The 26,425-nt window shown below is 68.3% G+C and carries 25 protein-coding genes and 1 tRNA gene; 11 read left to right on the top strand and 15 right to left on the bottom strand.

Annotated features, from left to right (window positions below; genetic code table 11):
- Positions 1-81: 81 nt before the first annotated feature.
- On the bottom strand, positions 82-1,503 hold the full coding sequence (locus tag GNX95_RS29595) for an FAD-dependent oxidoreductase (protein ID WP_163510949.1): 1,422 nt from the start codon (positions 1,501-1,503) through the stop codon (positions 82-84).
- Positions 1,504-1,549: 46 nt separating this feature from the next.
- Here GNX95_RS29595 and GNX95_RS29590 point away from each other — a divergent pair, with 46 nt between their 5' ends.
- The gene (locus GNX95_RS29590; protein WP_163510947.1) at positions 1,550-1,954 is read left to right on the top strand and encodes a helix-turn-helix domain-containing protein; all 405 of its coding nucleotides are present in this window, start codon (positions 1,550-1,552) and stop codon (positions 1,952-1,954) included.
- Between the two features lie 59 nt (positions 1,955-2,013).
- Here GNX95_RS29590 and GNX95_RS29585 read toward each other — a convergent pair whose 3' ends face one another.
- Positions 2,014-2,877 carry a TIGR03564 family F420-dependent LLM class oxidoreductase gene (locus tag GNX95_RS29585; RefSeq protein WP_163510945.1) on the bottom strand — a complete coding sequence of 288 codons (864 nt, stop codon included), beginning with the start codon at positions 2,875-2,877 and terminating at the stop codon, positions 2,014-2,016.
- A 77-nt stretch (positions 2,878-2,954) separates the two neighbouring features.
- Here GNX95_RS29585 and GNX95_RS29580 point away from each other — a divergent pair, with 77 nt between their 5' ends.
- Positions 2,955-3,476: a TetR/AcrR family transcriptional regulator gene (locus GNX95_RS29580; RefSeq protein ID WP_163510943.1), complete on the top strand. Its 522-nt coding sequence runs from the start codon at positions 2,955-2,957 to the stop codon at positions 3,474-3,476.
- Here GNX95_RS29580 and GNX95_RS29575 read toward each other — a convergent pair.
- Positions 3,434-4,372, bottom strand: a complete 939-nt coding sequence (locus tag GNX95_RS29575; RefSeq protein ID WP_163510941.1) for a type 1 periplasmic-binding domain-containing protein — start codon at positions 4,370-4,372, stop codon at positions 3,434-3,436. The two genes, GNX95_RS29580 and GNX95_RS29575, sit on opposite strands and share 43 nt — an antisense overlap.
- Positions 4,373-4,516: 144 nt before the next feature.
- Between GNX95_RS29575 and alaS the strand changes: the two genes are divergently transcribed.
- On the top strand, positions 4,517-7,180 hold the full coding sequence (gene alaS, locus GNX95_RS29570; RefSeq protein ID WP_163510939.1) for an alanine--tRNA ligase: 2,664 nt from the start codon (positions 4,517-4,519) through the stop codon (positions 7,178-7,180).
- Positions 7,181-7,736: 556 nt separating this feature from the next.
- Here the strand turns inward: alaS and dhaK are convergent.
- Positions 7,737-8,723, bottom strand: a complete 987-nt coding sequence (dhaK, locus tag GNX95_RS29565; protein WP_163510938.1) for a dihydroxyacetone kinase subunit DhaK — start codon at positions 8,721-8,723, stop codon at positions 7,737-7,739.
- 85 nt (positions 8,724-8,808) lie between these two features.
- On the opposite strand from dhaK, the gene GNX95_RS29560 reads away from it, so the two are divergent.
- From GNX95_RS29560 to GNX95_RS29550, 3 genes are read left to right on the top strand one after another with little or no spacing between them, the layout of a single operon-like run.
- Entirely contained in the window at positions 8,809-9,273 is a 465-nt protein-coding gene (locus tag GNX95_RS29560; protein ID WP_246281799.1) for a MarR family winged helix-turn-helix transcriptional regulator, read from the top strand.
- On the top strand, positions 9,274-10,080 hold the full coding sequence (locus GNX95_RS29555) for an ABC transporter ATP-binding protein (protein WP_163510935.1): 807 nt from the start codon (positions 9,274-9,276) through the stop codon (positions 10,078-10,080).
- A complete protein-coding gene (locus GNX95_RS29550) occupies positions 10,040-10,861 on the top strand; it encodes an ABC transporter permease (RefSeq protein ID WP_163510933.1) in 822 nt (273 codons plus the stop codon). The genes GNX95_RS29555 and GNX95_RS29550 overlap by 41 nt, the downstream gene beginning before the upstream one ends.
- Before the next feature lie 2 nt (positions 10,862-10,863).
- On the opposite strand, the gene GNX95_RS29545 is transcribed toward GNX95_RS29550, so the two are convergent.
- Positions 10,864-11,721: an esterase/lipase family protein gene (locus tag GNX95_RS29545; protein WP_163510931.1), complete on the bottom strand. Its 858-nt coding sequence runs from the start codon at positions 11,719-11,721 to the stop codon at positions 10,864-10,866.
- A gap of 143 nt (positions 11,722-11,864) precedes the next feature.
- On the opposite strand from GNX95_RS29545, the gene GNX95_RS29540 reads away from it, so the two are divergent.
- The 5 genes from GNX95_RS29540 (at position 11,865) to GNX95_RS29520 (ending at position 17,738) form a co-directional block, all read left to right on the top strand.
- Positions 11,865-12,410 carry a GNAT family N-acetyltransferase gene (locus GNX95_RS29540; protein ID WP_163510930.1) on the top strand — a complete coding sequence of 182 codons (546 nt, stop codon included), beginning with the start codon at positions 11,865-11,867 and terminating at the stop codon, positions 12,408-12,410.
- A gap of 10 nt (positions 12,411-12,420) precedes the next feature.
- Complete coding sequence (locus tag GNX95_RS29535; protein WP_246281798.1) at positions 12,421-13,857, top strand: bifunctional phosphatase PAP2/diacylglycerol kinase family protein; 1,437 nt, start codon at positions 12,421-12,423, stop codon at positions 13,855-13,857.
- Positions 13,858-13,874: 17 nt separating this feature from the next.
- On the top strand, positions 13,875-14,510 hold the full coding sequence (locus GNX95_RS29530) for a LysE family translocator (RefSeq protein WP_163510927.1): 636 nt from the start codon (positions 13,875-13,877) through the stop codon (positions 14,508-14,510).
- A 1-nt stretch (position 14,511) separates the two neighbouring features.
- Positions 14,512-16,137, top strand: coding sequence for a PucR family transcriptional regulator (locus tag GNX95_RS29525; protein ID WP_163510926.1), 1,626 nt, complete (start codon positions 14,512-14,514; stop codon positions 16,135-16,137).
- A gap of 407 nt (positions 16,138-16,544) precedes the next feature.
- The gene (locus tag GNX95_RS29520) at positions 16,545-17,738 is read left to right on the top strand and encodes an NAD(P)/FAD-dependent oxidoreductase (protein WP_163510924.1); all 1,194 of its coding nucleotides are present in this window, start codon (positions 16,545-16,547) and stop codon (positions 17,736-17,738) included.
- Here the strand turns inward: GNX95_RS29520 and GNX95_RS29515 are convergent.
- The 10 genes from GNX95_RS29515 to GNX95_RS29470 form a co-directional block, all read right to left on the bottom strand.
- The gene (locus GNX95_RS29515) at positions 17,735-18,385 is read right to left on the bottom strand and encodes an endonuclease V (protein WP_222854031.1); all 651 of its coding nucleotides are present in this window, start codon (positions 18,383-18,385) and stop codon (positions 17,735-17,737) included. The two genes, GNX95_RS29520 and GNX95_RS29515, sit on opposite strands and share 4 nt — an antisense overlap.
- Positions 18,386-18,769: 384 nt before the next feature.
- A tRNA-Leu gene (locus GNX95_RS29510) sits at positions 18,770-18,842 on the bottom strand.
- A 10-nt stretch (positions 18,843-18,852) separates the two neighbouring features.
- A complete protein-coding gene (locus tag GNX95_RS29505; protein WP_163510922.1) occupies positions 18,853-19,458 on the bottom strand; it encodes a copper resistance CopC family protein in 606 nt (201 codons plus the stop codon).
- Positions 19,455-20,180 (bottom strand): YcnI family copper-binding membrane protein, encoded by a 726-nt coding sequence (locus GNX95_RS29500; protein ID WP_163510920.1) that lies wholly within the window; start codon positions 20,178-20,180, stop codon positions 19,455-19,457. The genes GNX95_RS29505 and GNX95_RS29500 overlap by 4 nt, the downstream gene beginning before the upstream one ends.
- Before the next feature lie 78 nt (positions 20,181-20,258).
- Entirely contained in the window at positions 20,259-20,732 is a 474-nt protein-coding gene (gene bcp, locus GNX95_RS29495) for a thioredoxin-dependent thiol peroxidase (RefSeq protein ID WP_163510918.1), read from the bottom strand.
- A 44-nt stretch (positions 20,733-20,776) separates the two neighbouring features.
- Complete coding sequence (locus tag GNX95_RS29490; RefSeq protein ID WP_163510916.1) at positions 20,777-21,574, bottom strand: DsbA family protein; 798 nt, start codon at positions 21,572-21,574, stop codon at positions 20,777-20,779.
- Positions 21,571-22,152 (bottom strand): MauE/DoxX family redox-associated membrane protein, encoded by a 582-nt coding sequence (locus GNX95_RS29485; RefSeq protein ID WP_163510914.1) that lies wholly within the window; start codon positions 22,150-22,152, stop codon positions 21,571-21,573. Before GNX95_RS29485 ends, GNX95_RS29490 begins: the two co-directional genes overlap by 4 nt.
- Positions 22,153-22,251: 99 nt before the next feature.
- The gene (locus tag GNX95_RS29480) at positions 22,252-23,346 is read right to left on the bottom strand and encodes a zinc-binding dehydrogenase (protein WP_163510912.1); all 1,095 of its coding nucleotides are present in this window, start codon (positions 23,344-23,346) and stop codon (positions 22,252-22,254) included.
- Complete coding sequence (locus tag GNX95_RS29475; RefSeq protein WP_163510910.1) at positions 23,343-24,518, bottom strand: hypothetical protein; 1,176 nt, start codon at positions 24,516-24,518, stop codon at positions 23,343-23,345. The genes GNX95_RS29480 and GNX95_RS29475 overlap by 4 nt, the downstream gene beginning before the upstream one ends.
- A 977-nt stretch (positions 24,519-25,495) precedes the next feature.
- Complete coding sequence (locus GNX95_RS29470; RefSeq protein WP_163510908.1) at positions 25,496-26,356, bottom strand: LysR family transcriptional regulator; 861 nt, start codon at positions 26,354-26,356, stop codon at positions 25,496-25,498.
- Positions 26,357-26,425: the final 69 nt, after the last annotated feature.

Raw genomic sequence — 26,425 nt, 5'->3', positions numbered from 1 at the left:
TGGTGCGCCGTGCACGATCAGTCCACAGGTGGGCTCAGCCCTTCCCGCGGACCCGGTGGCACCCTGCGCGCCACCAGCAGCCTACCTCCGGAGCCGGCCAAATGCGCCAGGCAACTCCGCTGGCGACGACGACTGCCAGGCCACGAAGCCGTCCGGACGTACGAGCGCGGCCGGCGACCAGCCGAGGTCGAACGCGCGGATGCCGAGCCGGTCGGCGACCGGCAGCCAGGACGCGTCGCCGTACAACGTCCAACCAGTGGTGTCCACTGTGGACAGTGACGGCGACAGCCAGCGGTGCGGCACCCGATAACCGGTGCGTACGTCGTCGGCGAGCACGTCGACCTCCGGCACGTCACCGAGGATGGCCGGCGACCGATAGCCGTAGAACATCATCGCGTGCAGATAGTCGACGGCGACCTCTTCCCACATTTCCGCCGGATCGCCGGACAACGTCTGATAGCCACGATGCATCGCCCGGGACAGAGCCAAAGACTGCCGCGCCGCGGACTGGCGCTCCGGTTCGTACGTGTCCAGCAACGAAACTCCGGCCTCGCCGCGCAGCACCTCGGCGAGTTTCCACGCCAGGTTGTGGCCGTCCTGGATGCCGGTGTTCATGCCGAGACCGCCGGCGGAGCTTTGTACGTGTGCCGCGTCGCCGACCAGAAACGCGCGTCCGCGGCGGAAACTGGTCGCCATGCCGATCGCCGCCTGCCAGGCGTTGACGGCGTGCAGCTCGATCGGCACCGGGCGTCCGATCGCCGCGTGCAGCAGCTCGACCGTATGCTCCGGAGACAGTTTCTCCTCGTGGTCCATGATGTGCGACGACCACTGATCGCGGCCGTTCTTGGAAAACACCGTGGCGTAGACCTCGTCGTTGCGCACCACGCAGGCGCTGGTTTTCCATTCCCGCATGATCGGTCCGAGATCGGCGCGATAGAAAGCGGTGTTCAGATGGGCGATGACCTCGCGGTCCGGCATGTCGATGCCGAGCAGTCGGCGTACGTCACTGTTGGCGCCGTCGGCGCCAATCAGGTAATCGCACCGGACGTCGCTGCCGTCGTCGAGAGTCGCCACGATTTCGTTGTCGTACATGGCGAAATCGACCAACCGGGTGTGGAAGCGTACGTTTGTCAGCCGCGACAGGGCCATCCGCTGCACCTCGACCTGGGTGAGGCTGGTTCGCGAGTCGACCGGGCCGCAGGTGCGGATCCGCTGGTCGTACGCCTCCGGCAGCGCGGTTTCGTACAGCGTGACGCCGAAAGCGCTGGCGCGGAACACCGTGCGCATCGCCGAGCCGGCGATCCAGCCGGTTTCCGCGATCTCCTGGCCGAGACCCACCGATCGCAGGATCTCCAGCGTACGTACGCTCGCGCCGGCGCGGGGCGGCGCGGTGGTGGGGTCGCGTTTGTCGATGACCAACACGTCGACACCCCAGTGGGCAAGGAAAACGGCGGTCGCCAGCCCCACCGGGCCGGCGCCGACGACCAGAACCGAAGTCTTCATGCCTCCACCGTGCACGCTCAAGCCGACTTGAGCGCAAGATGGACGCATGCGCTATTCGATCAGTGAGGTCTCGCGGGCGTTTGGCATCGCGGTGTCGACACTGCGCTATTACGACGAGCTCGAGCTGCTCAAACCGGCCGAGCGGCGCGGAAACGTACGCTATTACGGCGAGGCGCAGCTGCGCCGGCTGGCGTGGATCCGGCGGCTGCACCACGACGGCACGGTCAGCCTGGCCGACACGGCCGCGCTGCTCGCGGCCGAGCCGCGGCAGGAGAGCCGGCAGGTGCTGGAGCGGTCCATCGGCGACATCAAGACGCGCATCGCCAGCCTGCGCCGCGCGCAGCGCCTGCTCGAGCACGTCATGTCGTGTCCGCGACCCGACCCCGTACGCCACTGCGAAAAACTCCACGCCGAGCTGGACAAGGTCGTCCGCCAGGCCCTCGGTCGCTGATCTGCCGCAACGCCCCGTTACTGGCGCAGGATGCCGGTAACGAGGCGTTGCGGCAAGAATCAGCGGAGGAGGGAGAGCGTGCGGGCTTGGTCGGCCGGCGAGCCGAAGGGGCTGACCAGGAGTTCGGTGGCGCCGGCATCGGCATAGCGGCGCAGCGCGGCGGCGACCGTCGACTCGTCGCCGGCGACCAGCAGGTCGGTCACGCTGGACAGCCCCTGGCGGTCGAGGTGCGCACGGTAGGCCGGTAGGTCGGACGACGCGGCCAGCGCACCGGCGACCGGAGCGATCGCGGCATCGGCGTCCGCGGTGACGCAGGCCAGCACGACCGCCACGACCCGCTTGCCCGAACCCAACGCCGGCCGTACGAGGTCGGCGATCCCGGCCGGGCCGGTCCACACCGCGACCGTGCCGTCGGCCAGCTCGCCGGCGATCCGCAGCATGGCCGGTCCCAACGCCGAGACCAGCACCGACGGCGGCTTGACCGGCACGTCCACGTTGCCGGCCGCGGTCAACGTCTCGCCGCGATAGTCGACGGTCTCGCCGTGGAGCAGCGGCACCAACGCGCTCAGATACTCGCGCATGTGCCGCGCCGGACGGGCGTACGACAGGCCAAACTGGCCCTCGATGACGGCCGGATGGCTCGGTCCGACACCGAGCGTGAGCCGGCCACCGAGCGCCGCCTGCGTGGTGAGCGCCTGGCCGGCGAGCGCCAGCGGATGGCGCGGATACGTCGCGACCACGGCCGTCCCCAGCTCGATCTCCGGCACGCTTTGGCCGGCCAGTGCGGCGACGGTCAGCGCGTCCCACGAGGTCAGCTGCGTGAAGAAGGCGCTGTCCAGGCCGGCCTCGGCGGCGGCGCGCACCTGACCTGTCATCGACTCCAGCGACGGCGCCGCCGTACTGACGAACAACCCGACTCGCATCCCGACTCCTAACGTGAATGGCAGATTCCGGTTTCGAGAGTAATATGAATCCTAGATTCCGGTTAGGGGAGGTGGCGATGCGGGCGGACGCGGTGCGTAACCGCGAGCGGATCGTCAGCGCGGCGCTGAAGCTGTCCGCGCGGCACGGCGACGGTGTGTCGATGGAGGACATCGCGCGGTCGGCCGGTCTCGGCGTCGGCACCCTCTACCGGCATTTTCCGGATCGCGCGGCGCTGCTGGAGGAGATCGCGATCACCGGCCTCACCCGCATGCTGGAGGTCGGCAGGGCCGCTGCCGCCGAGGACGTGAGCCGTTGGGAAGTGCTGCGCCGGCTGATGGCCGAGTGCATCGACGGACCGCTGGCGCTCGTACGCGCGCGGCCGGAGCGAGGTCAGAGTGCGGCCGTACGCGCGTTGGAGAAACAGATCAACGCGCTGCTGTCCGCTGTGATCAGCGACGCGCAGAAAGAGGGTTCGTTGCGCGACGACGTACCGGCGGCGCAGGTGCGCGAGCTGCTGAGTGTGGCGGTCTGCCGGCCGGGTGCGCGCGCCGACGACTATTTCATGCTGGTGCTCTTCGACGGCCTCAAGGCGCGATAACGTCCGTTCCAGCGTCCCAAAACCGCCTCGTGACCAAGCTGCGCGCCGGTGACGGGGTCGATCTGGAAAGCGCCGAACATCGTGGTCGTACGCAGTCGCGCCGCCACCTGCCACACGTCTTTGGTGCTGCCAGCGGTTTTCACGCAATGTACGGCCAATGCCGCGGCCGCCACGGCCTGGATCGCCGGATAGTCGAGTGCGGTGAACATCGTCTCGTCTGGTCCGATCTCTGGTTTTGGTGACGTGCCAGGCAGCCACTGACCGATGCCGAATACGCCGGTGGCGTTGACCTCCTTGGCAAAGTCGGCCACGCCGGCGGCGACCGCGCAGATCCGTCTCGCGTTTTTCGTCTGCCGTACGGCTTCCACGTCCTCCTCGAAGGACCCGGCGCACAGCAGATCGTGTCCGCTCGGGTCCTCGACGATCGGGATGCCACGCTGTTTCGCCGCCCGGACCGCGCCTTCGACCAGCTGCCGTGCGAAACTTCCCTTTCCTTGGCGGATCGCCAGCGGCGCGCGATCGGCTTTCCAGTCCAGGAACGGAAGCGCGTATCGGCTGGCCGGTGTCAACACCGAGATCAGGTGGCCGGCGAATCCGGTCTGTACGTCGTCGCCGGAGCCGCCGTGGTTCCACAGCAACCGTCCCGAATCGCGGGCGATCCGCCCGACTTTTCTGGTCAGGCCGGTGGAATACGGGCCGAGCAGGATGTCACATCCCGATGGCAGTCGGGCGGACGTGCTCGCGTCGTCCTCGATGAGGACCTCGACCGTGCCGTCCCAGTCCTGCCAGTCGCGCAACGCCTCGGCGACCTGGCGGCCGAAACGCGCGTACCGGCCGGACAGCGACAGGCACACGCCGATCCGCAGTCGCGCGGAGGTGGACGGCCGAGCTATCATGGTGCGCATTCTGGTGGCCTGATCCGAGGATGTCGAGACAGATGAAGGTGGCGGGACGGCGAGCTAGCCGCGCCGAGCGGGACTGACCTGCCGGCTCGGCGTGACGCTGTCCACTTTCTCACCTTCTCCGCAAAGGCCTCTGTCATGCGTTCGCTCGATATTCGGCGTCTTTTCGTCGACTTCTTCACCTCACACGACCACACGCGCGTGCCGTCGAGTCCGCTGGTGCCGGACGATCCGACGCTGTTGCTGACCAACGCCGGCATGAACCAGTTCAAGCCGTACTATCTCGGCGACCGGACACCGCCCTGGCGGCGCGCGACCAGCGTGCAGAAATGCACGCGTACGGTCGACGTGGAAAACGTCGGCCGCACCGCTCGGCACGTGACTTTCTTCGAAATGCTCGGCAACTTCTCCTTCGGCGACTACTACCAGGAGCGGGCGATCGAGTACGCCTGGCGGGTCGCGACCGAGGTCTACCAACTGCCGGAAAACCGGCTGTGGATCACCGTCTATCTCGATGACGACGAGGCGGTCCGGATCTGGCGTCGGCTCGGCGTCCCGGAAAACCGCATCCAGCGGCTCGGAAAAGCCGACAACTACTGGTCGATGGGAGTGCCGGGACCGGCCGGTCCGTCGTCCGAGATCAACTACGACCGCGGTCCGGCTTTTGGCGAGTCCGGCGGACCGGCGGTGAACGGCGAGCGATATCTGGAGCTGTGGAACCTGGTCTTCATGCAGGACCTGCGCGGCGACGGCGACGGGAAGGACGATTTTCCCGTGCTGGGGCCGTTGCCGCGCCGCAGCATCGACACCGGCCTCGGCCTGGACCGGTTGGCGATGGTCCTGCAGGACGTCGACGGCATCTGCCAGACCGACCTGGTCGCCCCGACGCTGGAGGTTGTCGGCGATGTGGTCGGCCGGCGGTTTCCCGGCCGCGATGGCAGCGACACTTCCGTGTCGTATCAGGTGATCGCGGACCACGCGCGGTGTGCGGCCTTTCTGATCGCCGATGGTGTGGTGCCCTCCAACGAGGGTCGCGGTTACGTGCTGCGGCGGCTGATGCGTCGTGCGGTGCGGCACGCGCGAAAGCTCGGCGTCGGCGAGCTGGTGTTGCCGGCGGCGATGTCCAGCGTTGTCGGCAATCTGGGGGAGACCTGGCCGGAGCTGACGCGGTCGGCGTCGTTGATCGAGGCGATCGCGACGCAGGAAGAGGAGTCGTTCGGCGCGACTTTGCGGCAGGGGACTCGACTTCTGGACGCGGCGATCGCGCGTACGACCTCGGCCGGCGGCACCAGGTTGTCAGGTGAGACGGCGTTCGAACTCCATGACACGTACGGATTTCCGGTCGACCTGACCGTCGACGCGGCGCGTGAGGCGGGGTTGACCGTCGACGGCGACCGCTATGCGGCGCTGCTCGACGACCAGCGCCGGCGGGCGAAGTCCAGTGGAAAAGGCAAAACTTCCGAGGCGCTGCGCCGGCAGGAGGTCTATCGGCGGCTCGCCGGGACCGTTGGCGAGCTGGATTTCGTCGGCTATTGCTCGACGTCCGCGGAAACCGAAGTCCTGGCGATCCTCCGGGACGGCGAGCCGGTGAGCTCGGCGTCGCAAGGCCAGGAGGTCGAGATCGTCCTGCGCCGCAGTCCGTTCTACGCGGAGTCCGGCGGTCAGGTCGGTGACACCGGCACCATCCGCGACTCGTCCGGCAACGCCGTGGACGTGCTCGACACGCGATATGGCGTGGACGGTTTTCGCGTACACACCGGCAGGATCGCCAGCGGTGAGGTCCACAGTGGACAGTCGGTGGAGGCGGTGATCGACATCTCGCGGCGGTCGGCGACGGCGCGTTCGCACTCGGCGACGCACGTGTTGCACGCGACTCTGCGGCGCGTGCTCGGCGATCACGCGCGGCAGCAGGGATCGCTGGTCGCGCCGGACCGGCTGCGCTTCGATTTCCCACATTTCACACCGGTCGAGCCGGAGGCGCTGGAGACGATCGGTCAGCTGGTCAACGACTATCTGCTCGACGATCCGGACGTACGCGTGTGGCACGCGACCCGTGCCGAAGCCGAGGCGGCCGGCGCGACCGCGTTCTTCGGGGAGAAATATGGCGATCGTGTACGGATCGTGGACATTGGCGACGCGTCGCGCGAGCTGTGCGGTGGCACGCATGTCGGTCACGGCGCGCAGGCCGGTCCCATCCGCATTCTCGGCGAGTCGTCGATCGGCTCTGGCGTACGCAGGATCGAGGCGCTGACCGGTCGTGACGCGCTGCGGTTTGGTGACACCGAACGGCGCGTGCTGCGCGAGGTCAGCGCGTTGCTGGGCACACGGCCGGAAAACGCGATGGCGACGCTGCGCAAACGGCTCGCGGCATTGGCGGAGGCCGAGGATTCGTTGCGCCGGCACCGACAACGCGAGCTTGACGCGCTGGCGCTGTCGTTGAGCCGGCAGGCCCGTACGGTCGGCTCCGGCTGGCTGGTCGTGGCGCGCGTGGATGAGCTGTCGGCCAGCGAGCTGCGGCCGGTCGCGACATCGGTTTTGGCATACGGTGGCGACAAACCGGCCGCTGTCGTGCTGGCGACCTCCAGTGGTGACAAGGCACAGCTGGTGGCGGCGATCAACGACACGCTTCTGCATCGCGGTCAGCCAGCGCGGACTTTGCTTGTCTCGGCGGCGAAACTCATCGGCGGTGGCGCCGGCGGTGGCAGCGGGCCACTCGCCAATGCCGGCGGCCGAGACGTAACGCGGCTCGACGAAGCGTTGCGTCACGCCGAATCCGTCGCCGTCGACCTGCTCGGCGCCTAAGGTCTGTTTCGAAGTCCCACGTGGATGAGAGTCGAGAACCAAACAGGCGGCCCGAGAAAGCTGTGACAGCGGCTCGGCTATCGCCGCGTCGGACTTCGGAACAGACCCTAGGTCCGCATGGCCACCATGCGTGCATCCGACTTGAGTTTAACCTCTGGGTTGGTGAGTGGTTCCGCGCCACTGGACGCCCGACGGCTGGCCGACCCTGCTTCGAGGGCTGCCCATCCGGGATATCGGGCCGGTCGCGCGGCGACCGGGTGATGTCTTTCCGGCCATCGGCTGCGCGGAAGGTGTCATGGCGTCCCGGTAAGTGGCGAAAGGGTCCACTCAATGGGATCCGCAGCTCCATGTAACGCTAAATGTCTGTCTTGTGAGGTTTGCCGGAGGCGTGAACGTTGAGTTACTGGCGCTAGATGCACGAAACACGGCTTTCACGCCTGCGTGACCGTCAGCCCTTGTGGTGGGTGTGACTGCTGACGCCAGTAATGCTGTTGTGGCTGCTCGCCGGGCCGGCTCAATGGCGGCGCGTCGTTGCACGCATGGTGGCCATGCGGATTCACCAGCGGAGCGCCGCCGTGCGGACGGGTGCGTCCCACAGCGAAAGCAGCTCGTCGTCGACGCGCAGCAGGGTCAGCGAGCAGCCGGCCATCTCCAGCGAGGTGATGTACGGCCCGACCAGCGACCGCGCCACGGTGAGGCCCCGGCCGGCCAGCTGCTTCGAGATCTCGCCGTACATCAGGTAAAGCTCGATCAACGGCGTGCCGCCCATGCCGTTGAGAAAGGCGATCACGGTGTCGCCGCGCTCGTACGGCAAATCCGCCACCACCGGCTCCACCAGCATGCCGGCGATCTCGGCGGCGGTGGCCAGCGGGACGCGGCGGCGGCCCGGCTCGCCGTGGATGCCGATGCCGACCTCCATCTCGTCGTCGGCCAGCTCGAACGTCGGCCGGCCGGCGGCCGGGACCGTGCAGGAGGTCAGCGCGACGCCGAGGCTGCGGCCGTTTTCGTTGACCCGCCTGGCGATCGCGGCGACGTCGGCCAGCGACCGGCCCTCCTCGGCGGCGGCGCCGGCGATCTTTTCCACCAGTACGGTCACTCCGACGCCACGCCGGCCGGCGGTATAGAGGCTGTCCTCCACCGCCACGTCGTCGTTGGTGACGACCGACTCGACCGGAATGTCGTCGGCCAGCTCGGCGGCCATCTCGAAGTTCATGATGTCACCGGTGTAGTTCTTCACGATGTGCAGCACTCCGGCGCCACCGTTGACGAGTTGCGTCGCGGCAACCATCTGGTCGGGGACCGGTGAGGTGAAGATTTCGCCGGCGCAGGCCGCGTCGAGCATGCCGGCGCCGACGAAGCCGGCGTGCAGTGGCTCGTGTCCGGAGCCGCCGCCGGAGACCAGGCCGACCTTGCCGAGCCGCGGCGCGTCGGCGCGATAGACGACGCGGTTGTCGTGGTCGACGCGTACGTCCGGATGCGCGGCTTGGAAGCCGGCCAGGGCTTCCGCGACGACGTTGGCGGGATCGTTGATGAGTTTCTTCATCCGGCTCGCACCTCCGCAGCCTTCATATCACAGCGGCAGCAAGCTCCCATTGAGAGTAACTCTCAATAAGAGATACTGTGGTCGCGTGACGGAGCGCGAGTCGGTGCTGATCGCCGACGAGTTGATGGCCAACAACGCGGCGATGCGCCGCCTGTTGCGGCGCCGGGTGCGGCCACACATGGCCGCCTGGCCGGACCTGCGCGGCGCGCAGATCGAGTTGTTGCGCGTTGTCGGCCTGCGTCCCGGCATTGGGGTCGCCGCGGCCGCGCGCGAGCTGCAGATGGCCGGAAACTCGGTGAGTACGCTGGTCAACCAGCTTTCCGATGTCGGCATGCTGGTGCGCGAGACCGATCCGGCCGACCGCCGCGCGATCCGGCTGCGGCTGACCGACGCGGCGCGCAAACGACTGGCCGAGTGGCGGCGGATCCGGGTGGACCTGGTGGCCGCCGGGATCGATGCCCTGCCGGCCGCCGACCGCAGGGCGATCCAGCGCGCTTTGCCCGCTCTGCACGCACTTCTGGACCGACTGACCGAAGAAGGCGGTGAGTAGATGGCCCCACCCGCGGTGGAATGTGCCGGCCTTGCCTACAGTTTCGGCGCCACGAAAGCGGTCGACGGCGTCGACCTGAGCATCCCGGTCGGCAGCGTTTTCGGCCTGCTCGGGCCAAACGGCGCCGGCAAGACCACGACGATCCGGATGATCACGACACTGCTGCCGGTGCGGTCCGGCGACATCCGCGTCTTCGGCGTCGATGTGGCGCGGCAGAAAATGGCCGTACGCCGGCTCATCGGCTATGTGCCACAGCAACTGTCCGCGGACGGCGCGTTGAGCGGATGGGAGAACGTGTCGTTGTTCGCGCGACTTTTCGACGTGCCGCGCGGGAAACGGCGTGCGGTGGTTGGCTCGGCACTGGAGTCGGTCGGCCTCACCGATGCCGCCGGTCGCACGGCTTCGACGTATTCCGGTGGCATGATCCGCCGGCTGGAGCTGGCACAGGCCCTTGTCAGCGCACCGAAACTGCTGATCCTGGACGAGCCGACGATCGGTCTGGACCCGGTCGGTCGCGCGAGTGTGTGGCAGCGGCTGGCCAGCGTACAAGCCGAAACCGGCATGACGATCCTGGTGACCACGCACTACATGGACGAGGCCGACCAGAACTGCGACGAGATCGCGCTGATGAACCACGGCCGGATCGGTGCGCGCGGGACGCCGGACGAGCTGAAGGCGATGGTCGGGCCGGACGCCACGCTCGACGACGTTTTCCGTGCCACCACGGGCGATGACCTGTCCGCGGCGACCGGAGAGGGGATGCGAGATGTCCGTTCGGCCCGCCGTACGGCCCGCCGGCTTGGTTGAGCCACCGCGGCGCGGTCTGCTGTCGCTGATCCTCTCCCGCGCATACACGATGTGCCTGGTGGAGCTGCAAAAACTGCGGCACGACCGCACCGAGCTGGTGACCAGAGCGATCCAGCCGGCGCTGTGGCTGCTGGTTTTCGGCGAGACTTTCAACCGGTTGCGGATCATCCCTACCGGCAGCGTGCCCTACCTGGATTTCCTGGCTCCAGGCATCATCGCGCAGTCGGCACTGTTCATCGCGATCTTCTATGGCATCCAGATCATCTGGGAACGCGACGCCGGTGTGCTGTCCAAGCTGCTGGTCACGCCGACGCCGAGATTCGCGATCATCACGGGAAAAGCCTTCGCCGCGGGCGTACGTGCATTGGTGCAGGCGGCCGTCGTGCTGGTGCTGGCGCTCGTACTCGGTGTGGGCATGACCGCGAATCCGTTGAAACTGCTCGGAACCGTGGTGGCCGTGCTGCTCGGCTCGGCGTTTTTCTGTTGCCTGTCCATCGCGATCGCCGGACTCGTGCTGTCCCGCGACCGGTTGATGGGGATCGGCCAGGCGATCACCATGCCGCTGTTTTTCGCGTCCAACGCACTTTATCCTGCCGACCTGATGCCGGGCTGGTTGCAGGTCGTCAACCGGATCAATCCGCTCGGCTATGAGGTGGACGCGCTGCGCGGACTACTCATCGGCACGTCCACCAATCTTCTGTTGGACTTCGGTGTGCTTGTCGTTGCCGCGGCGTCGATGATCACGGTCGCGTCCGCACTGCTGCCCCGGCTCGTACGCTAACCTCAGATCACCGGGCCGACTGAGCAGATGACCGGTTTGGCGTGGGCCGGATCCAGGCCGTTGGCGACCATTTGCGCGACACCGGTGTCGAAAGCCAGGCCGACATGGCCGACCGGGTCGAGCGGACAGGTGTCCTGGACGTACGCGTTGCGGACGCCGGACTCGTTGACGAAGGCGGTGCCGGTCGGCGTCACGATCGCGTCGGCGCGGCTGGCCAGGATCGTGTAACCCACGCCTGGCTGGGAAATCTGGCCGGCGGTCAGCTGTTTCACCGCGGCACCACCGACGATCAGCTGGTCGCAGGCGGCGCAGCCGAACGTGTTGAGCACCTGGCCGACCAGGTCGCGCGCGCCGAGCAGATAGGCGACATTCACCAGACCGGCGAACGTCGTGCCGTGCGTCGGCGGCGCGATCGCCACGACCCGGTGCACTTTCCCCGCGTAGCCGAGGATCTTGGGAATATAGAGCGACTGGAATGCGCCTTCGGAATGGCCGACGAAATCGACCTTGGCCGCGCCGGTGGCCTGCCGTACGCGCTCGGAGAATGCGACGATCTGCTTGGCCGAGTCGGCGATCGCGATCGTGCCGCCGACCGGAATGGACGGCGATGCCTGGCCGTAGGTGAAAGTAAAGGCGCAATAGCCGGCGGACGCCAGATATGGCCCGAGGAGCGCGAAGTTGCCCGGCCCGTTGCCGCCGAGGCCGTGGATCAGCACGACCGGCGACGGATGGCTCGCCGACGGCCGGCATGACCAGTCGTCGAAACCGGAGGTCGGTGCCGCTGCGGCCGGCGCGGCAGCGGCCAGCAGTCCGCCGGTCACAACGGCGACAAACGCCGCCTTCAGCCAGGACGTACGCATAGAACCCCCAAAAGGTCACCAGTGACCGCGACAGTAAACCACGGTGAGTGCACGACTACCGCGAGTCGCCGGAACCTGGATCGAACAAGCCGGCCGGAAAACTCGGATGCGGACGTACGCCGCGACGGTCGACAATCTGACGTATGCCTGAGTTGGTCACGCCGACCGTCCGCGTACACCAGTCGTTTCTGGCGGCGATGGAGGAGTTTCGAGCGGAGGGACGCGCCGGTGACCACAGCATGATCGGCCGCGAGCTGCTCGAGTTCGGTCCAACGTGGACAGAGCCGGCCGGTTTCGCGCGCTATGTCGCCGCTGTGGTCGCCGACGCGCAGACCCCGATGTTTCCTGGTTTCGTGCCGCAGACGACATTGTGGTATGTGGACGGGGACGACTATCTCGGCCGCGTCGGCATCCGGCACCACCTCACTCCGCATCTGCTGGAGGAAGGTGGACACATCGGTTACGACGTACGGAAATCCGCGCGCCGGCGCGGCTATGCCACGGAAATCCTCCGGCAGGCGCTGAGCGTAGCCGCCACCCTCGGCATCGAGTCGGCGCTGGTGACCTGTGACGTCGACAATGTCGCCTCGCGCAAGGTGATCGAGCGCAACGGCGGTGTGCTGGAGGACGAGCGGCGCGGAAAGCTGCGCTTCTGGGTCCCGACTGCGAAACCGGCCGCCGGCTCATAATCTGGAGTCCGTGAGAATTCGATCGCGGATCGGCAGAGCCGACAGCGTGTTGATGCGCGCCAGCGGACGGCTGCGTGACGACCGGCTCGACCGCGCGATGCTGGAGCTGTCCGGCGCCGCCAACCACAGCCTGCTGTGGCTCGCGACGGCCGGGGTTTTGGCTCTGCGCAAGGGACAGAGCCGGCGCGCGGCGGTGCGGGGCGTGGCCGCGCTGGCCGGCGCGAGCTTCACCGCGAGCCTGGTGGCCAAGCGGCTGCTGCCGCGGCGCCGGCCGGCCGCCGACCTGTTGCCGCCCGGCCGCCGGCTGGAAGGACGGCCGACCTCGTCGTCGTTTCCGTCCGGTCACGCCGCTTCGGCGGCCGCCTTCGCGACCGCGGTCACCATCGAGTCACCGGCCGCCGGCGCCATCGTCATCCCGTTGGCCGCCGCGGTGGCGTATTCGCGGATTCATGTCGGGGTGCACTGGCCGTCGGACGTTGCTTTCGGTGCCGCGACCGGCGCGGCGGTCGGACTCGCGACGCTGCACTGGTGGCCAAAACTGCCGATCCGCGCCGACCTGCCGGCGCCGCGCGTCGAGGTGCCGCGGCTGGAGGCCGGAGACGGCCTGGTTTTCCTGGTGAATCCGCGATCCGGCAGCCATCCGGTCGCCGAGCTGGTGACCGCACTGTGGCCGAAGGCGCGGATCGTCACCTCGGACGGGGACATCGTCCGGCAGCTGGAATCCGAGATATCCGGCGACACACTGGCGATCGGCGTCGCCGGCGGCGACGGCTCGGTGGCGGCAGCGGCCACCGTGGCGGCGCGCCACGACCTGCCACTCGCCGTCGTGCCGGCCGGCACGCTCAACCATTTCGCCCGGGATCTCGGCATTTTCGAGGCGCGTACGGTCGCCATGGCCACCGAGTCCGGCAGAGCGCGCCGGATCGGCCTCGGGTCGGTCACAGTCGACGGCGGCGCCGAGCGTTGGTTCGTGAACACGGCGAGTCTCGGCGGCTATCCGCCAATGGTGCGGTTACGCGAAAAACTCGAGCCAAGCTGGGGCCGGTGGCTGGCCGGCGCGATCGCCACGGTCCGCACGCTGCGCCGCGCGCGGCCGCTGGATGTCAGCCTGGACGGGGAAAAACGGCGAATCTGGATGATCTACATCGGCAATGACGACTACCGGCCCAAAGGCATGGCGCCGGTGGTGCGCGCCAGCCTCGGCACCGGTGTGCTCGACGTTCGTTACGTACGCGCGGACGTTCGGTTTTCGCGTGCGCGGTTTTTCCTGTCGCTGTTGACCGGCACACTGGACCGGAGCCGCTCGTACCAGCAGTGTGACGTCACCGATCTGGTGGTGCACAGCGAGCGTCCACTGACGGTGGCGACCGACGGCGAGATCGGACCGGTCGGAAAACGTTTCGAGTTCCGCGCACGGCCAGCCGCGCTGGACGTATATGGCGCCTGACGACATAAGCTGAGCACATGACCCTGACCAGCTATCTTTCCTATCTGGCCTTCGCGATCGTGGTCATCGTCGCGCCGGGTCCGGATTTTGCGTTGACGGTGGCCAACACGCTGCGCGGTGGACGCACCGGCGGCATGCTGACCTCGCTGGGGATCGCCACCAGCAACGTCGTGCAGGGCACGGCCGCCGCGCTCGGCCTCGGTGCGCTGATCGTGCATTCACAGCTGGCGTTCAACGTCATCCGCTGGGCCGGTGTCGCCTATCTCTGTTATCTCGGCGTGCAGACGATCCGCTCGGCGATCAAAGGCCAGTACGCGATCGACGACACCGCCGATGTCAACGGCGGCAGGAAAGCGCCGGCCTGGTTGCGCTTTCAGCAGGGTTTTCTGTCCAATATCACCAATCCGAAGGTGCTGACACTCTATCTGTCCGTGCTGCCGCAGTTTCTGGGCACCTCCGCCGCGCTCCCGGACGCGCTGTTGCTCGCGTATTCGCACGCGTTCTTCGGGTTCGCCTGGCTCGTTGTGCTGGTGACCTTCCTGCACCAGATCCGCGCGTTCCTGCGTCGCCGGCGGGTCCGCCGTACGCTGGACGCGGCGACCGGCGTGGCGATGCTCGGGTTCGGCGCGAAACTGGCGACCGAAGCGCACTGACGTGCTCGCCCCGCTCACCGTCGCCGACCTGCTCGACCTGCCGGTGGTACGCGCGGGCCGGCCGGAAGTGCTTGCCGGGCGGGAAAACCTGGCGCGGCCGGTGCGCTGGGTCCATGTGAGCGAGCTGGACGACATCGCCGGTCTGCTGTCCGGCGGCGAAGTGATCCTCTCCACCGGCATCGCTTTGCCTGACTCCGCGGCAAAACTCCGCGCATACGCGGACGCGCTCGCCGGCGCCGAGGCGGTGGCATTGGTGGTGGAGCTCGGCCGCCGGTTCACCGCGTTGCCGGCCGCGCTGGTACGCGCGTGCGAACGGCATGGCCTGCCGCTGGTCGCGTTACGGCGGCAGGTGGCTTTCGTCCGCATCACCGAGGCGGCGCACGCCCGGATCATCGAGGCGCAGACCGCGGCGTTGCGCTCATCCGAGCAGGCGCACCAGATTTTCACCGCGCTGGCCGTCGACGGCGCCGAGCCGGCCGACATCGTCCGCGAGGTGTGCCGCGCGACCGGATGTCCGGTGGTGTTCGAAAACCTGGCGCACCAGGTGCTCGCGTACGACGCGGCCGGCCTGCCGGTCGACGATCTGCTGGCCGATTGGGAGGGCCGCTCGCGGGCCGCCGCGGCCGACGCGCGTACGGCGGTGTGCGGACCGGAAGGCTGGTTGGTCACCGCGGTCGCGGCGCGCGGCGAGGTTTTCGGCCGGCTGGTGATGATCCCGCCCGGCGCGCCGGCCGCCGACCATCCGATGTTGTTGGAGCGCGCGGCCACCGCGCTCACGCTCAACCGGCTGATGGAACGCGACCGCGAGACGCTGGAACAGCAGGCACAGCGGTCGATCCTGACCGACATCATCCACGGCCGGTTCGTTTCCGAAGCCGACATGCACGCGCGCACCGCCGCACTTGGCGTACGCACCAAAGGTCAGTTCCTGGTCGCCGTCGTCGTCGACCTGCCGGCCGGAAAATCCGCCGGATTGCGCGATTACGACGGCGAGCTGGTCGCCGGTGCGTTGCGTGCCGCCAAAGTTTCCGGTGTCGTCGCGGCGATGTCGGAAGGCCGGGTCGGCATCCTGTTGCCGGTCGAGCGGGCCGCCGACCGTCCGGTGGTCCTGCGCCGGCTCTGCCAGCGACTGCAGGCAAACAGCCGGCACGAGCGCGGCGAAGGCGCGTGTGTCGGCGTCGGTACGACGGTGGCCGACCTGGCCGAGCTGCGCCGCTCCTTTGCCGAGGCGGGTCATGTCGCCGACGCGGCGCGCGGTGCGGGTGAGCACAAGCTTTTCTATGAACTGCCGGACATTCAACTGCCCGGCCTGCTCTACGTGCTGCGCGACGACCCGCGGCTGCAGGCGTTCGTGGAGCGTACGCTCGCGCCGCTGTTGGAAAACGACCGCCGCACCGGCCGTGACCTGCTCGCCGTGCTGCGCGCTTTTCTCCAGCACCCGGACAACAAGTCGCGCGCCGCCACCGAAGCGCACGTGTCACGGCCGGCGTTCTACGCGCGGCTCACCGAGATCGAGCGTTTGCTTGACGTCGACCTCGGTTCGGCCGACACGCGCACGTCCCTCCACGCTGCGGTAATGGCGCTGGACTCGTTGCGCCGACGCCCAAATTCAAGAAACACGTTCTAACTTTTGTTGCTGCGAACGTTTGTATTGATGCGCCTGGCGCATAGTCTGCTATGCTCCTGGAATCCCGCGTGCGCGGCGTGTCGTTTCCGCCGACCAATTAGGTTTTTTCGAAATGTAGCGGGTATCTGATAAGAATTCTTACCGAAAGCTATTGCGCGGTAGCGCGTGGTGCCTTACGGTCAACGACGAGCCGCCGATGCCGGAGCTTCGGTGGTCCCGCCGGACCCGAGGGGGTCCGCCATGCTCGTGCTCCCGCGCACGGGAATGGCCGTAGGTCTGGGGGACACCACACCGGCACGGCGGCTCTTTGCTGGCAACGAAAAACCGGCCGCACTGTCCACTCTGGACGGCGGCCGGCTGTCCACTGTATACACCAACTGCTTGAACGCTTGATAATGTTGCCGGTCATGACAGTCGAGGAGGCCGGCGAGATCGTGGTGGTCGGCGCTGGCCTGGCCGGCGTACGGACCGTCGAGCAGTTGTGCCGCGGCGGACACCGCGGACCAATCACCATGCTTGGCGCCGAGCCGCATCCACCGTACGACCGGCCGCCGCTGTCCAAGGAAATCCTCCGCGGCGACCGCCAGCCGGCCGACGTCGTGCTGCGAGACGCCGCGTTTTTCGCGGACAACCACGTCGACCTGCGCACCGGCGTACGCGCGACCGGCCTGGACGTCGAGAAACGCCTGGTGCTGGTGGAAAACGGGCCGGCCGTGCATTACGACTCACTGGTCATCGCCACCGGCCTGCAGCCGCGCCAGCTGCCCGGCGCCGGCGACCTCGCCGGCCTGCACGTCCTGCGTACGCTCGACCACTGCCTGCGGATCCGCGAGTCCGTCGGCGCGGGGCCGGCGGTGGTGGTCGGCGCCGGTTTCATCGGCTGCGAGGTGGCCGCGAGCCTGCGCGGAAAGGGCGTCGAGGTCACAGTGGTCGACCCGCTGCCGGCGCCGCTGGCAGGCGCGCTCGGCGAGACGATCGGCCGGCTGGTCGCGCGCCTGCACACCGAAGCCGGCGTCGACCTGCGCTGCGGCGTCGGTGTCGACGCGATCCTCGACGACGGCGCCGGTCGGGTACGCGGCGTGCGGCTCAGCGATGGCGCCGAGCTGGCCGCACCGGTCGTGGTCAGCGGCATCGGCTCGCGGCCGGAGGTGGAGTGGCTCGCCGGCACGCCGGTCGAGGTCGGCAACGGTGTGCTGTGCGACGCGTACGGCCGCACCAGCATTCCCGGCGTGTGGGCCGTCGGCGACGTGGCCGCCTGGTATCGGCCGGCGCTGGACAAGCACGTACGCGTCGAGCACTGGACGAGCGCCGGCGAGCAGGCTTTGGTGGTGGCCAACGACATGCTTGGCACCGGCCGGCCGGACCAGCCGCCGGTCGTACCGTATTTCTGGAGCGACCAGTTTGGCCTGAAAATCCAGGCGTTGGGGGACATCGACCCGGCCGACGAGGTGCGGATCCTGGACGACGACGGCCGCCGTTTCCTGGCCGCGTACGTGCATGACGGCCACGTCGCCGGCGCGGTCGGCTGCGGGCGCGCCGGCCGGGTCATGAAACTCCGCCCGCTCATCGCCGCCCGGGCACCAGTCTCCGAGCTGGCCTAGTTTTTGAGTGCCGCGCGGGAAATCCGGTCGGCGTGCCGGATCGGATCTGGCAGCCGATATGCCGTGCACGCTCGCAACACGATCTCGCAACATTGGTCCATGCCGACAAGATGTCCGGGCGAGACGTAGACTGGCTTGACGTTTTGCTGCGTACGCAACACAAAGCCGATGTCCTCGCCGGCATCGACCAACGGCTGGCGGTCGCCGCGGCGCGGACCGGGATCGTCGTACGCGCCGACGAAATGCGTCTTGGCGCAGCCGATCGCCGGCAGGCCGGTGTGGATGCCCAGCTGGCACGCCGATCCGCAGCGCCGCGGATGCGCCAGGCCCTGTCCGTCGACCAGCAGCACGTCCGGCCGACGGTCCAGTTTTTCCAGTGCCTGCAACAGGACCGGCATCTCGCGGAAGGCCAGATAGCCCGGCTCGTACGGAAAGTTTGCCGCACCGTCCACGATGGACTGGGCCAGGATGTCGCCGCTGGCCAACTCGACCAGCACCGCCGCCGCGACCAGCCGGTCGGAGCCGACCGCGTACGACACGTCGAGGCCGGCGGCCGTTTCCGGTGCCGGGCAGTCGATCAGCCGTACCTGCGCGGCCAACCGCCGCTGCATCTCGTCGGCCTCGCCCACCGTACGCGGCCACTCCACGTTTCCCCCCTCACCGCCGAGGACGCCAACGCCGCCCGCACAACTGGACCATATGGATGGGGTCTGGGGGCTCCGCCTCCAGGGCAATTACGATGTTCCGCTACCTGCGAAGGTGTGCCTGCCGCGGACGCCAACGCCGCCCGCACAACTGGACCACATGGATGGGGTCTGGGGGCTCTGCCCGCAGGACAACAACGATGTTCCGCTACCTGCGAAGGTGTGCCTGCCGCGGACGCCAACGCCGCCCGCACAACTGGACCACATGGATGGGGGTCCGGGGGCTCGCCCCCGGGGCGGGGTCTGGGGGCTCCGCCCCCAGGGCAATTACGATGTTCCGCGCCCCCCGAAGGCGTGCCCGCCGAGCACGCCAAGCCAAGGAACGAGTGGGGCCGGTGAGAGTCGAACTCACACTGTCACGGACCTAAACCGTGTGCCTCTGCCATTGGGCTACGACCCCGGCGCGAGGCTTATTCTGCCGTACGGCCTGAGTCGGGTCCGGTGGCGGCTGGCTCGTTGTCGTCGATGGGCTCTGGCTGTTCGACTGGTTGGCGGCGGCGGGTGGCCAGGAAGACGGCGCCGAGCGCCAGCACCAGAATCGCCACGCCGATGCCGATCACCCATGGTGTGGCGTCGCCGCCGCTGGCGGCCGCTGCCGGTGGCGCGGTTGTCTGGGTCACGCCTGGCGCGTTGGGGTCGAGGCTGCCGGGGGTCGTGCTCGTCACGGTGAACGTGATGTCGCCGGACACGGGATGGCCGTCGGCTGACACGATCCGGTAGGACGCGGTGTAGGCGCCTTTCGCGCTCAGCGGCTTGACGTTGACCGACACCGAGGTGTCGACCACTCGCGGTGCGCCGTCCTGGTATTGCTTGCCGTCCGGACCGGTCACCACGACGGCCGCGAACTTGTTGAGCACCACGTCGTTGAAGACGAAGGTGACCATCCGCGGTGCCGGTACGGACGCGCCGCTGGCCGGCGTCGAGGAGACGAGTACGTCGTGCGCGTACGCAGGTGCTGTGACGGCGAGGCCGGCGATGGCGGCCAGCAGGACCAGAAAGCGCAGTGCGAGTCTCACGACGACTTGGCTCCAGAGGGTCGGCGCAGCACGGCCCACCCGGCGACGCCGATGCCGAGGAGGCCGAAGACGAGGCCGGCGACTCCAAGGCCACGCGCGAGGCCGTCCGAGCTGGCGGTGGCGGTGGGGGTTGGCTCCGATGCTGCCATATCGTGGTCGGCCGTCTTGGCGGTGAGCGCGAAGGCCGGGGCGGGATTCTCCGGCTCCTGGCCGTTTGCCGGGGTCGGTTGGTTCCAGTTCACTACCTTGTTGTCCGAGTAATACTGCGCGGTTGGGAAGACGAGCTGCTTCGCGCCCTCCGGCAGCGGCCCCACCGACACGTCGAACTCGTCGAACTCGCCCGGCTTGATCCCCTGGCCGGCGGCGGCGGTGAAGGTGATCGAGTTGACCGCCTTGGTGATGGTCGCGTCGCCGACGTTGACCGCCTTCGGCAGGTTGACGGTCGTCGTCGTGGCGGTCCAGCCGGCGTGCGGTTTCGTACGCACCGACCGCAGCGGGTGGTCGGTCGGCACGGTGATCACGATCTTGGTCGTGTCGGCGCCGTCCTCCTCGTTGGGGACGCGGAAGGTCAGCTTGGCGTAGCTGCCGGCCGCGGTGGCGTCCGGATAGACGTGTACGTGCGCGGCAGCCGGCGCGGCGATGGCCAGCGAGGCGGCGACGCCGATGCCGGCTGCGAGCGCGAGCGCGCCGGTCCGGCGGACGGTGCGGTGGGGGAACGTCACTGGTCCCAACTCCTCTTAGGGTCCGACTCTCTGCTGTGCAGGTCGTCCTGTCGCACCGAGGAGTTCCCGTGACGTGCGCTATATGTCTAGGTCGCGGCGGAGCTTGGCGACGTGGCCGGTGGCCTTGACGTTGTACATGGCCTTCTCGATCTTGCCGTCCGCGTCGATCACGAACGTGGAGCGGATCGGACCGGTCACCGTCTTGCCGTAGAGCTTGCGTTCGCCGAACGCGCCGTAGGCCTTCAGCACGTCGGTGTCCACATTGGACAGCAGCGGGAAGGTGAGGTGCTCCTTCTCGCGAAACTTGACCAGCTTGGCGACCGGGTCGCGGGACAGCCCGACGACCTGGTAGCCGGCCGTCTGCAGCGCGTCGAGGCTGTCCCGGAAGTCGCAGGCCTGCGTGGTGCAGCCCGGTGTCAGGGCGGTGGGGTAGACGTACAGGATGGTGCGCTTGCCGCGCAGGTCGGCGAGCCGCAGCCGGTCGCCGGAGTCGGTCTCGAGATCGAAGTCGGGCGCCGCGTCACCCGGCGCCAGCCTGGCCGTATCCGTCATGGCGCAACAGTACGACCAGGCTGGCGACAATCGGCCGCCGGACCCTACTTCTTGGTGCCGAGCGCCTTGTTGATCGCGTCGGTGACGGTCTGCGTGTTCGGCACGGTGTCCTTGGCGCCGACCAGCGTGCCGTTGACCTTGACGGTCGGCGTACCGCTGACCCCGCCCTTGGACGCGGCGTCGGTCAGGTTGGCCGTCCAGGTGCTGTATTTGCCGTCGTTGACACACTTCTCGAAGGTCGCCGTGTCCTTGACGCCGGCCTGTTGGCCGAACTGGATCAGCTGCTGGTTGGTCAGGCCGGGCGTGTTCTCCTGCGGCTGGTTCTGGTAGAGGATCGAGCGGAACTTGTCGAAGACGCCGGCGTCGGCGGCACACGCGGCGGCGCCGGAGGCCCTGGTCGAGTACATGGTGCCCTGCGACGAGCGGTCAAGGTAGGCGACGGGGTGGTAGTAGATCCGGATCTGGCCCTGTTGCACCATCTTGTCCAGCGTCGGACCGGTGGTTTGTTCGAACTGGTTGCAGATCGGGCACATGAAGTCGATGTAGAGCTCGACGGTCACCTTGGCGGTCGGTGGGCCGACGTAGATGCCGCTGGTGGTGCCACCCTTGGGCGCGGCCAGCGGCGGCGCCGGCTTGTGCGTCTGGTTCCACACCGTCACGCCGACCACGCCGACCACGGCCAGCACGGCGACCACGACGACGGCGACGATCGAGAAGGTGATGATCCGTTGCTTACGGCGCTGCGCGGCGAGCCGTTGCGCGGCGACCTGCCGGGCCCGGCTCTGCGCGGCCTTCCCCTTGCCCTTGGTGGTCACGGTCGAGCGGGGGCTGTTCTTGCTCACACGTTCTCCTCGTCGTCGTCGCCGTCCTCCAGATCGGCGGCGGTCACACTGAACCGGCGGAGCAGGGCGTCCACCGAAAACTTCGACAGCGGCCAGATCACCAGCAGCACGGCGATCAGCAGGAAGCCACTGTCTCGCACGATCTCCTGCAGGTAGGCCGGGTCGGCGCCGGCGGCCAGCTGGCCACCCTTGGAGAAGCAGCCGCAGTCGATCCGCAGGCCGCGTGCCCAGGCCGAGGCGATGCCGCCGATGAAGATCAGGAACACCAGGCCGGAGAACGCGGAGACCCATCTGGTCGCGACTCCGACGATCAACAGCAACCCCAGCAGCAGCTCGAGGAACGGCTGGCCGATGCCGATGACCTGGTTGACGACGTCCGGCACGCCGAGCTCGTAGACCCGTACGCTGCGGACGTTGCCGTCGACGTCGGTGATCTTCGGCAGGGCGGCGGCCAGCCAGATGATCCCGAGCGCCAGCCGCAGCACCAGCGACACCCACGGCTGGGCGGTGGACAACCACGGCGGCAGCGCGCGCGAGTTGGGCCGCTCAGCCGGCTGCTGCACGCTCACGTCCGTCATATGCGCGGTCCTATCGTCATCACTTCGGGTTAGACGCACCGAAGCCGGGATTGGTTCACATCTCGCCGCCCGTGTGGCCGAGCCTACGCGGTGCCGCCGTCAGTTATCTCGCGGATGCGGCTCTACGACCACTTTGAGATGCTTCTGTGGCTCGGCGACCAGAGCCTCGAACCCGTCGCGTACGACGTCCGGCAGCGCCACGCGGTCGGTGATCAGCGGGCGTACGTCGACCTTCGCGGTCTCCAGCAGCCGTACGGCGTCCGGATAGTCGGCGGTGTAGGTGTGCGACATCGACGCGATCAGTTCCTTCTCGCTGGCCAGGAAGTCGAGCGCGTCGAAGGTGAGGTCGCCGGGATAGATCGCCACCAGCACGGTCCGGCCGGCCCGCCTGGTCAGCTCGATGGCCTGCGGCGTCGCCTGGCGTACGCCGGCGCAGTCGAGCACGACGTCCAGGCCGTGGCCGCCGGTGCTCGCGGTCGCCGCCGCCTGCGCCTCCTCCGGAGTGACCGCGACATCGGCGCCGAAAGAGCTGGCCAGTGCGCGGCGTACGGGGTTGGGCTCGACCAGCATCACCGTGTCGGCGCCGGCGATCCGGGCCACCTGCGCGGTGAGCAGGCCGACCGTGCCACCGCCGACGACTGCGACGCGGTCGCCGACGCCGACGCGGCCGCGGCGGATCGCGCGTACGGCCACCGACAACGGCTCGGCGAGGGCGGCCTGCCCCGGCGGCAGGTCGGCGGAGTAGGGGATGCAGCAGTATTCCGGTGTCGCCACGTAATGCGCGAGGCCGCCGTCCGTACGCTGGCCGAGCTGGCCAGAGCGCGGGCAGACGTTGGTCTGGCCGCGGCGACACCAGTCGCACTCGCCGCAGAACAGGTTGCCTTCGATCGCCACCCGCGTGCCCGGGGTGAGCGTCACGCCGTCGCCGACCACCTCGGTGACCGTGCCGACCAGCTCGTGGCCGAGGGTCAGCGGCGCGGTCGCGCCGGTCAGCGCAAACGGCTCGTCGACCGGGGTGAGCAGCGGACCGTGCAGATATTCCTCGATGTCGGTGCCGCACAATCCGCAGGCGTCGACCTTGGCGACCAGCCAGCCCGGCCGCGGATCTGTGGGGACCGGCACGTCGACGACGCGGACGTCACGTCGGCCGTACCACCTTGCTGCCTGCATGCTGTCGGCCGGCAGTTGACTCACGCGCGCCTCCGCTGGCTGGCCACCACGGACCAGACCGCCTCGATCAGGACGGGGATGGCCACCGCCAGCCCGATGAGCGTCGCGCTGGCACTGACCAGGACCGAGTTGTCGTTCGTCCGCATGTTGCCGGTGACCTGTTCGCTGGCCGCGCCGATGCTGAACGGAAACGGTCCCAGGTTGAAGAATACGATTGAGGCGATCATCCCCATCAGCGCGCCCACGATCGCGCCCGCGACCCACCAGAGATAGCGGTGCGGCATCGGACGCACGGCGATGTGGTCGTTGCGCGCGGTCATCCGCCCCGTGTACGCGGCGAGCAGGAAGGCCAGCGCCGCGGCGGCCTGCACGTACAGCCACGGACGCACCGAGTCGACGGTGTCCTTGATGCCGTTGCCGGCGATCAGGTAGGACAGGCCGACCACGAACGGACCGGCCACGCCGGCCAGCGCCGCCTCACCCCACGGCTGGTCGCGGTGGCGGCCGAGCCAGGCGACGATCGTCGCCGGCAGCGCCGCCGCGATCGCGGCCTCGATGAACAGTGGACTGAAATAGCTCGGCGCCATCTCCGCGTCGCCGAGCGCGCCGAACTGCAGCAGGCCGAGCCGTACGTTGCCGTTCTTGGCGAACAGCGACACGATCGCGAACGCCAACACCACCACCGCCGTGCCGCCAAGGCTCGCGCCGACCAGCCGCAGATACGGTCGTACGGCCACCACCAGCACACCACCGAGCGCCGCGAACATCACCGTGAGCAGCCGCTGCGCGGTCGCACCAGCCGTCGTCGGCATGTTGGCCGTCGCCGCCGCCTGGTTGGCCGCGTGGATCGCCAACCAGATGCCGGCCGGCACCGCGCCGAGCGCCACACCGGCGCAGCTGTACCAGATCGGCCCCGGCGCGCCGATCCGGAAAACCCGCCGTACCAGCCGGTTCGCCGCCAGCCCACCGACACCGCCGGACATCAGCACCAGCCAGGCCATCGTCGTCAACTGGTTGGGCGACGGCTTCGCACCACCGACGCTCTCCCACGCGTACAGTCCGACCTCGGCGGCGACCAGCCCCAGCACCACGATCAACAGGACCGACAGCACCAACGCCGTGACAAGCGCGGCAATGCTGGCCGGCTGGACGGCTTCCGAGGCCGCCGTTTTCAGAGGAGCGGCCCGGGTTGTCATGGTCCAAGGGTAGTCGGAGGCGGCATGGCTGCGCATCCATTCCGCTACCCACAGTTGGGGCGGATTTGGTGTGGGGAGAAGGCTTTTCAGATCGTGGCGGTGTGGGGTAGGCGCGGGTCTGTTGTGGGGGAGGTGGTGTGGTGCTGGGTGTGGTGGCGGGAGGTGGTTGCGGCGGTGGTGGTTGCGGCGGGGTGGAGTGGTTGTGGTTTCTGGTTGTCGCGTTGGGAGGTGGCTGGGTCCCCTGGTTGTTGCGTGGGGAGGTGGTTGCGTCTCCTGTGCGGGCGGCGGTTTGCGGGCGGGGCTGGGTTCTCCAGCCAGGTCACGTGTGGGAAGCAACCCGTCGGCATGGACGCCAATCACAGCGTCCGGAGTGGTGCTGGTGTGACTGGCGTGGCTGATAATGCGGGCGAGGCGGGCTGACTGCGTAATACTTGTTTAACAAGACATCAAAACCGACATTTGTTGCAACTCGGCAGGCACAACAGCATTATCAGCCTCAGTAGTCACACCCGTCACAGCCTCCGGTGATCGCGGCGGCGTGAAAGCCTTGTTTCTTGCGTCCAACGCAAGTAACTCGACATTCATGCCATCGGCGAGCCTCGCAATCCAGACATTTAGCGCTCCATACGCCTTCGCATCCCACATAGTGGACCCCCACGCCACCCACCGGGAGGCCACCGCACCTCCGGCGCCCCAGCCACACTCCCGGTCCACCCACCCAACCGCACACGCGGCACCCAACCGGACCAACGACGGGACCCCGCGCCCCTCCCCTTGAGGTCGCCCTCCGCGCAGGAGCGCCCGCCGCGAAGGCGCCACCACCCCCAAAACGCAACAATCAAGAAACCCAACCACTCGCCCAACGCAACAATCAGAAAACGCAACCCCATCCACCTCGCCTCTACACACTCCACCCTCATCCAACCCGCCACGCAGTCCGAACCCCTAAACCCCAGCCACATCAACAAAAATGACGGTCAGCGACTCTCCTTCAAGGCGGCCACCGCCGCGGCGACTGCCGGATGTTGACCGGTCCCGCTCCGGTACGCCACGAGTGTGCGCCGGCGACTTTTCAAGGCAGACAGGACAACCCCGGCAGGAGGGTGGACGGCACCGAGCTCCGGCACCAGCGCCACTCCCTGGCCAGCGGCCACCAAAGCCAACACTGTCACGAAATCGTCGGCGTGATGGCGGGCTTGTGGGGTGAAACCGGCGGCCTGGCAGGCGCGTACGGCCATGGTGTGGCAGAGGGTTTCGGGGCTGGCGAGGATCCAGGGGGAGTCGCGGCAGTCGGCGATGGTACGCGCGGCTGTGGCGGCCAGATAGATGGTTTCGTCGAGGAGATGTTCGGTTTCCACGCCGGGCTCCGGATCGGCCGGTACGAAATCGTATGAGTTGACCAAGGCGAGGTCGAGCCGGTCCGTGCGCAGCGCGTCGGCGACGGCCGACGGGTCGAGTTCGCGGACGGTGAGCTCAAGGGCAGGATGCGCCGAGCCGAGTGCGACCAGTGCTGGCGGCAGCAAAGTCCGCATGGCGGTGGGGAAAGCGCCGATCCGCAGGTGACCGGTCAGTGTCTCGCGGGTCGCGGCGAGCGCGGCCGAGGCGCGTTCGAGAGTGGCGAGTACGGACTCGGTGTGGTCGACGAGCTGCGCGCCGGCCGGAGTGAGAGTGACACGCCGGCCGGTGCGCCGGAGCAGGGGCACGCCTGCTTCGCGTTCGAGCGCGGTGAGCTGTTGCGACACCGCCGACGGCGTGTAGGCGAGCGCTTCGGCGACGGCGGCGATCGTGCCGCGATGGGACAGCTCGCGGAGGAGGCGGAGCCTGCGTACGTCCAGCATCAGCTCAGCTTACGGTCAACGCAACAAACCTGAACTGGACCTACCGAATCGGCGCGCGGGACGCTGAGC

The organism is Fodinicola acaciae, assembly GCF_010993745.1.
Taxonomy (GTDB): Bacteria; Actinomycetota; Actinomycetes; order Mycobacteriales; family HKI-0501; genus Fodinicola; species Fodinicola acaciae.
This window is presented reverse-complemented; position numbering and strand designations above follow the sequence as displayed.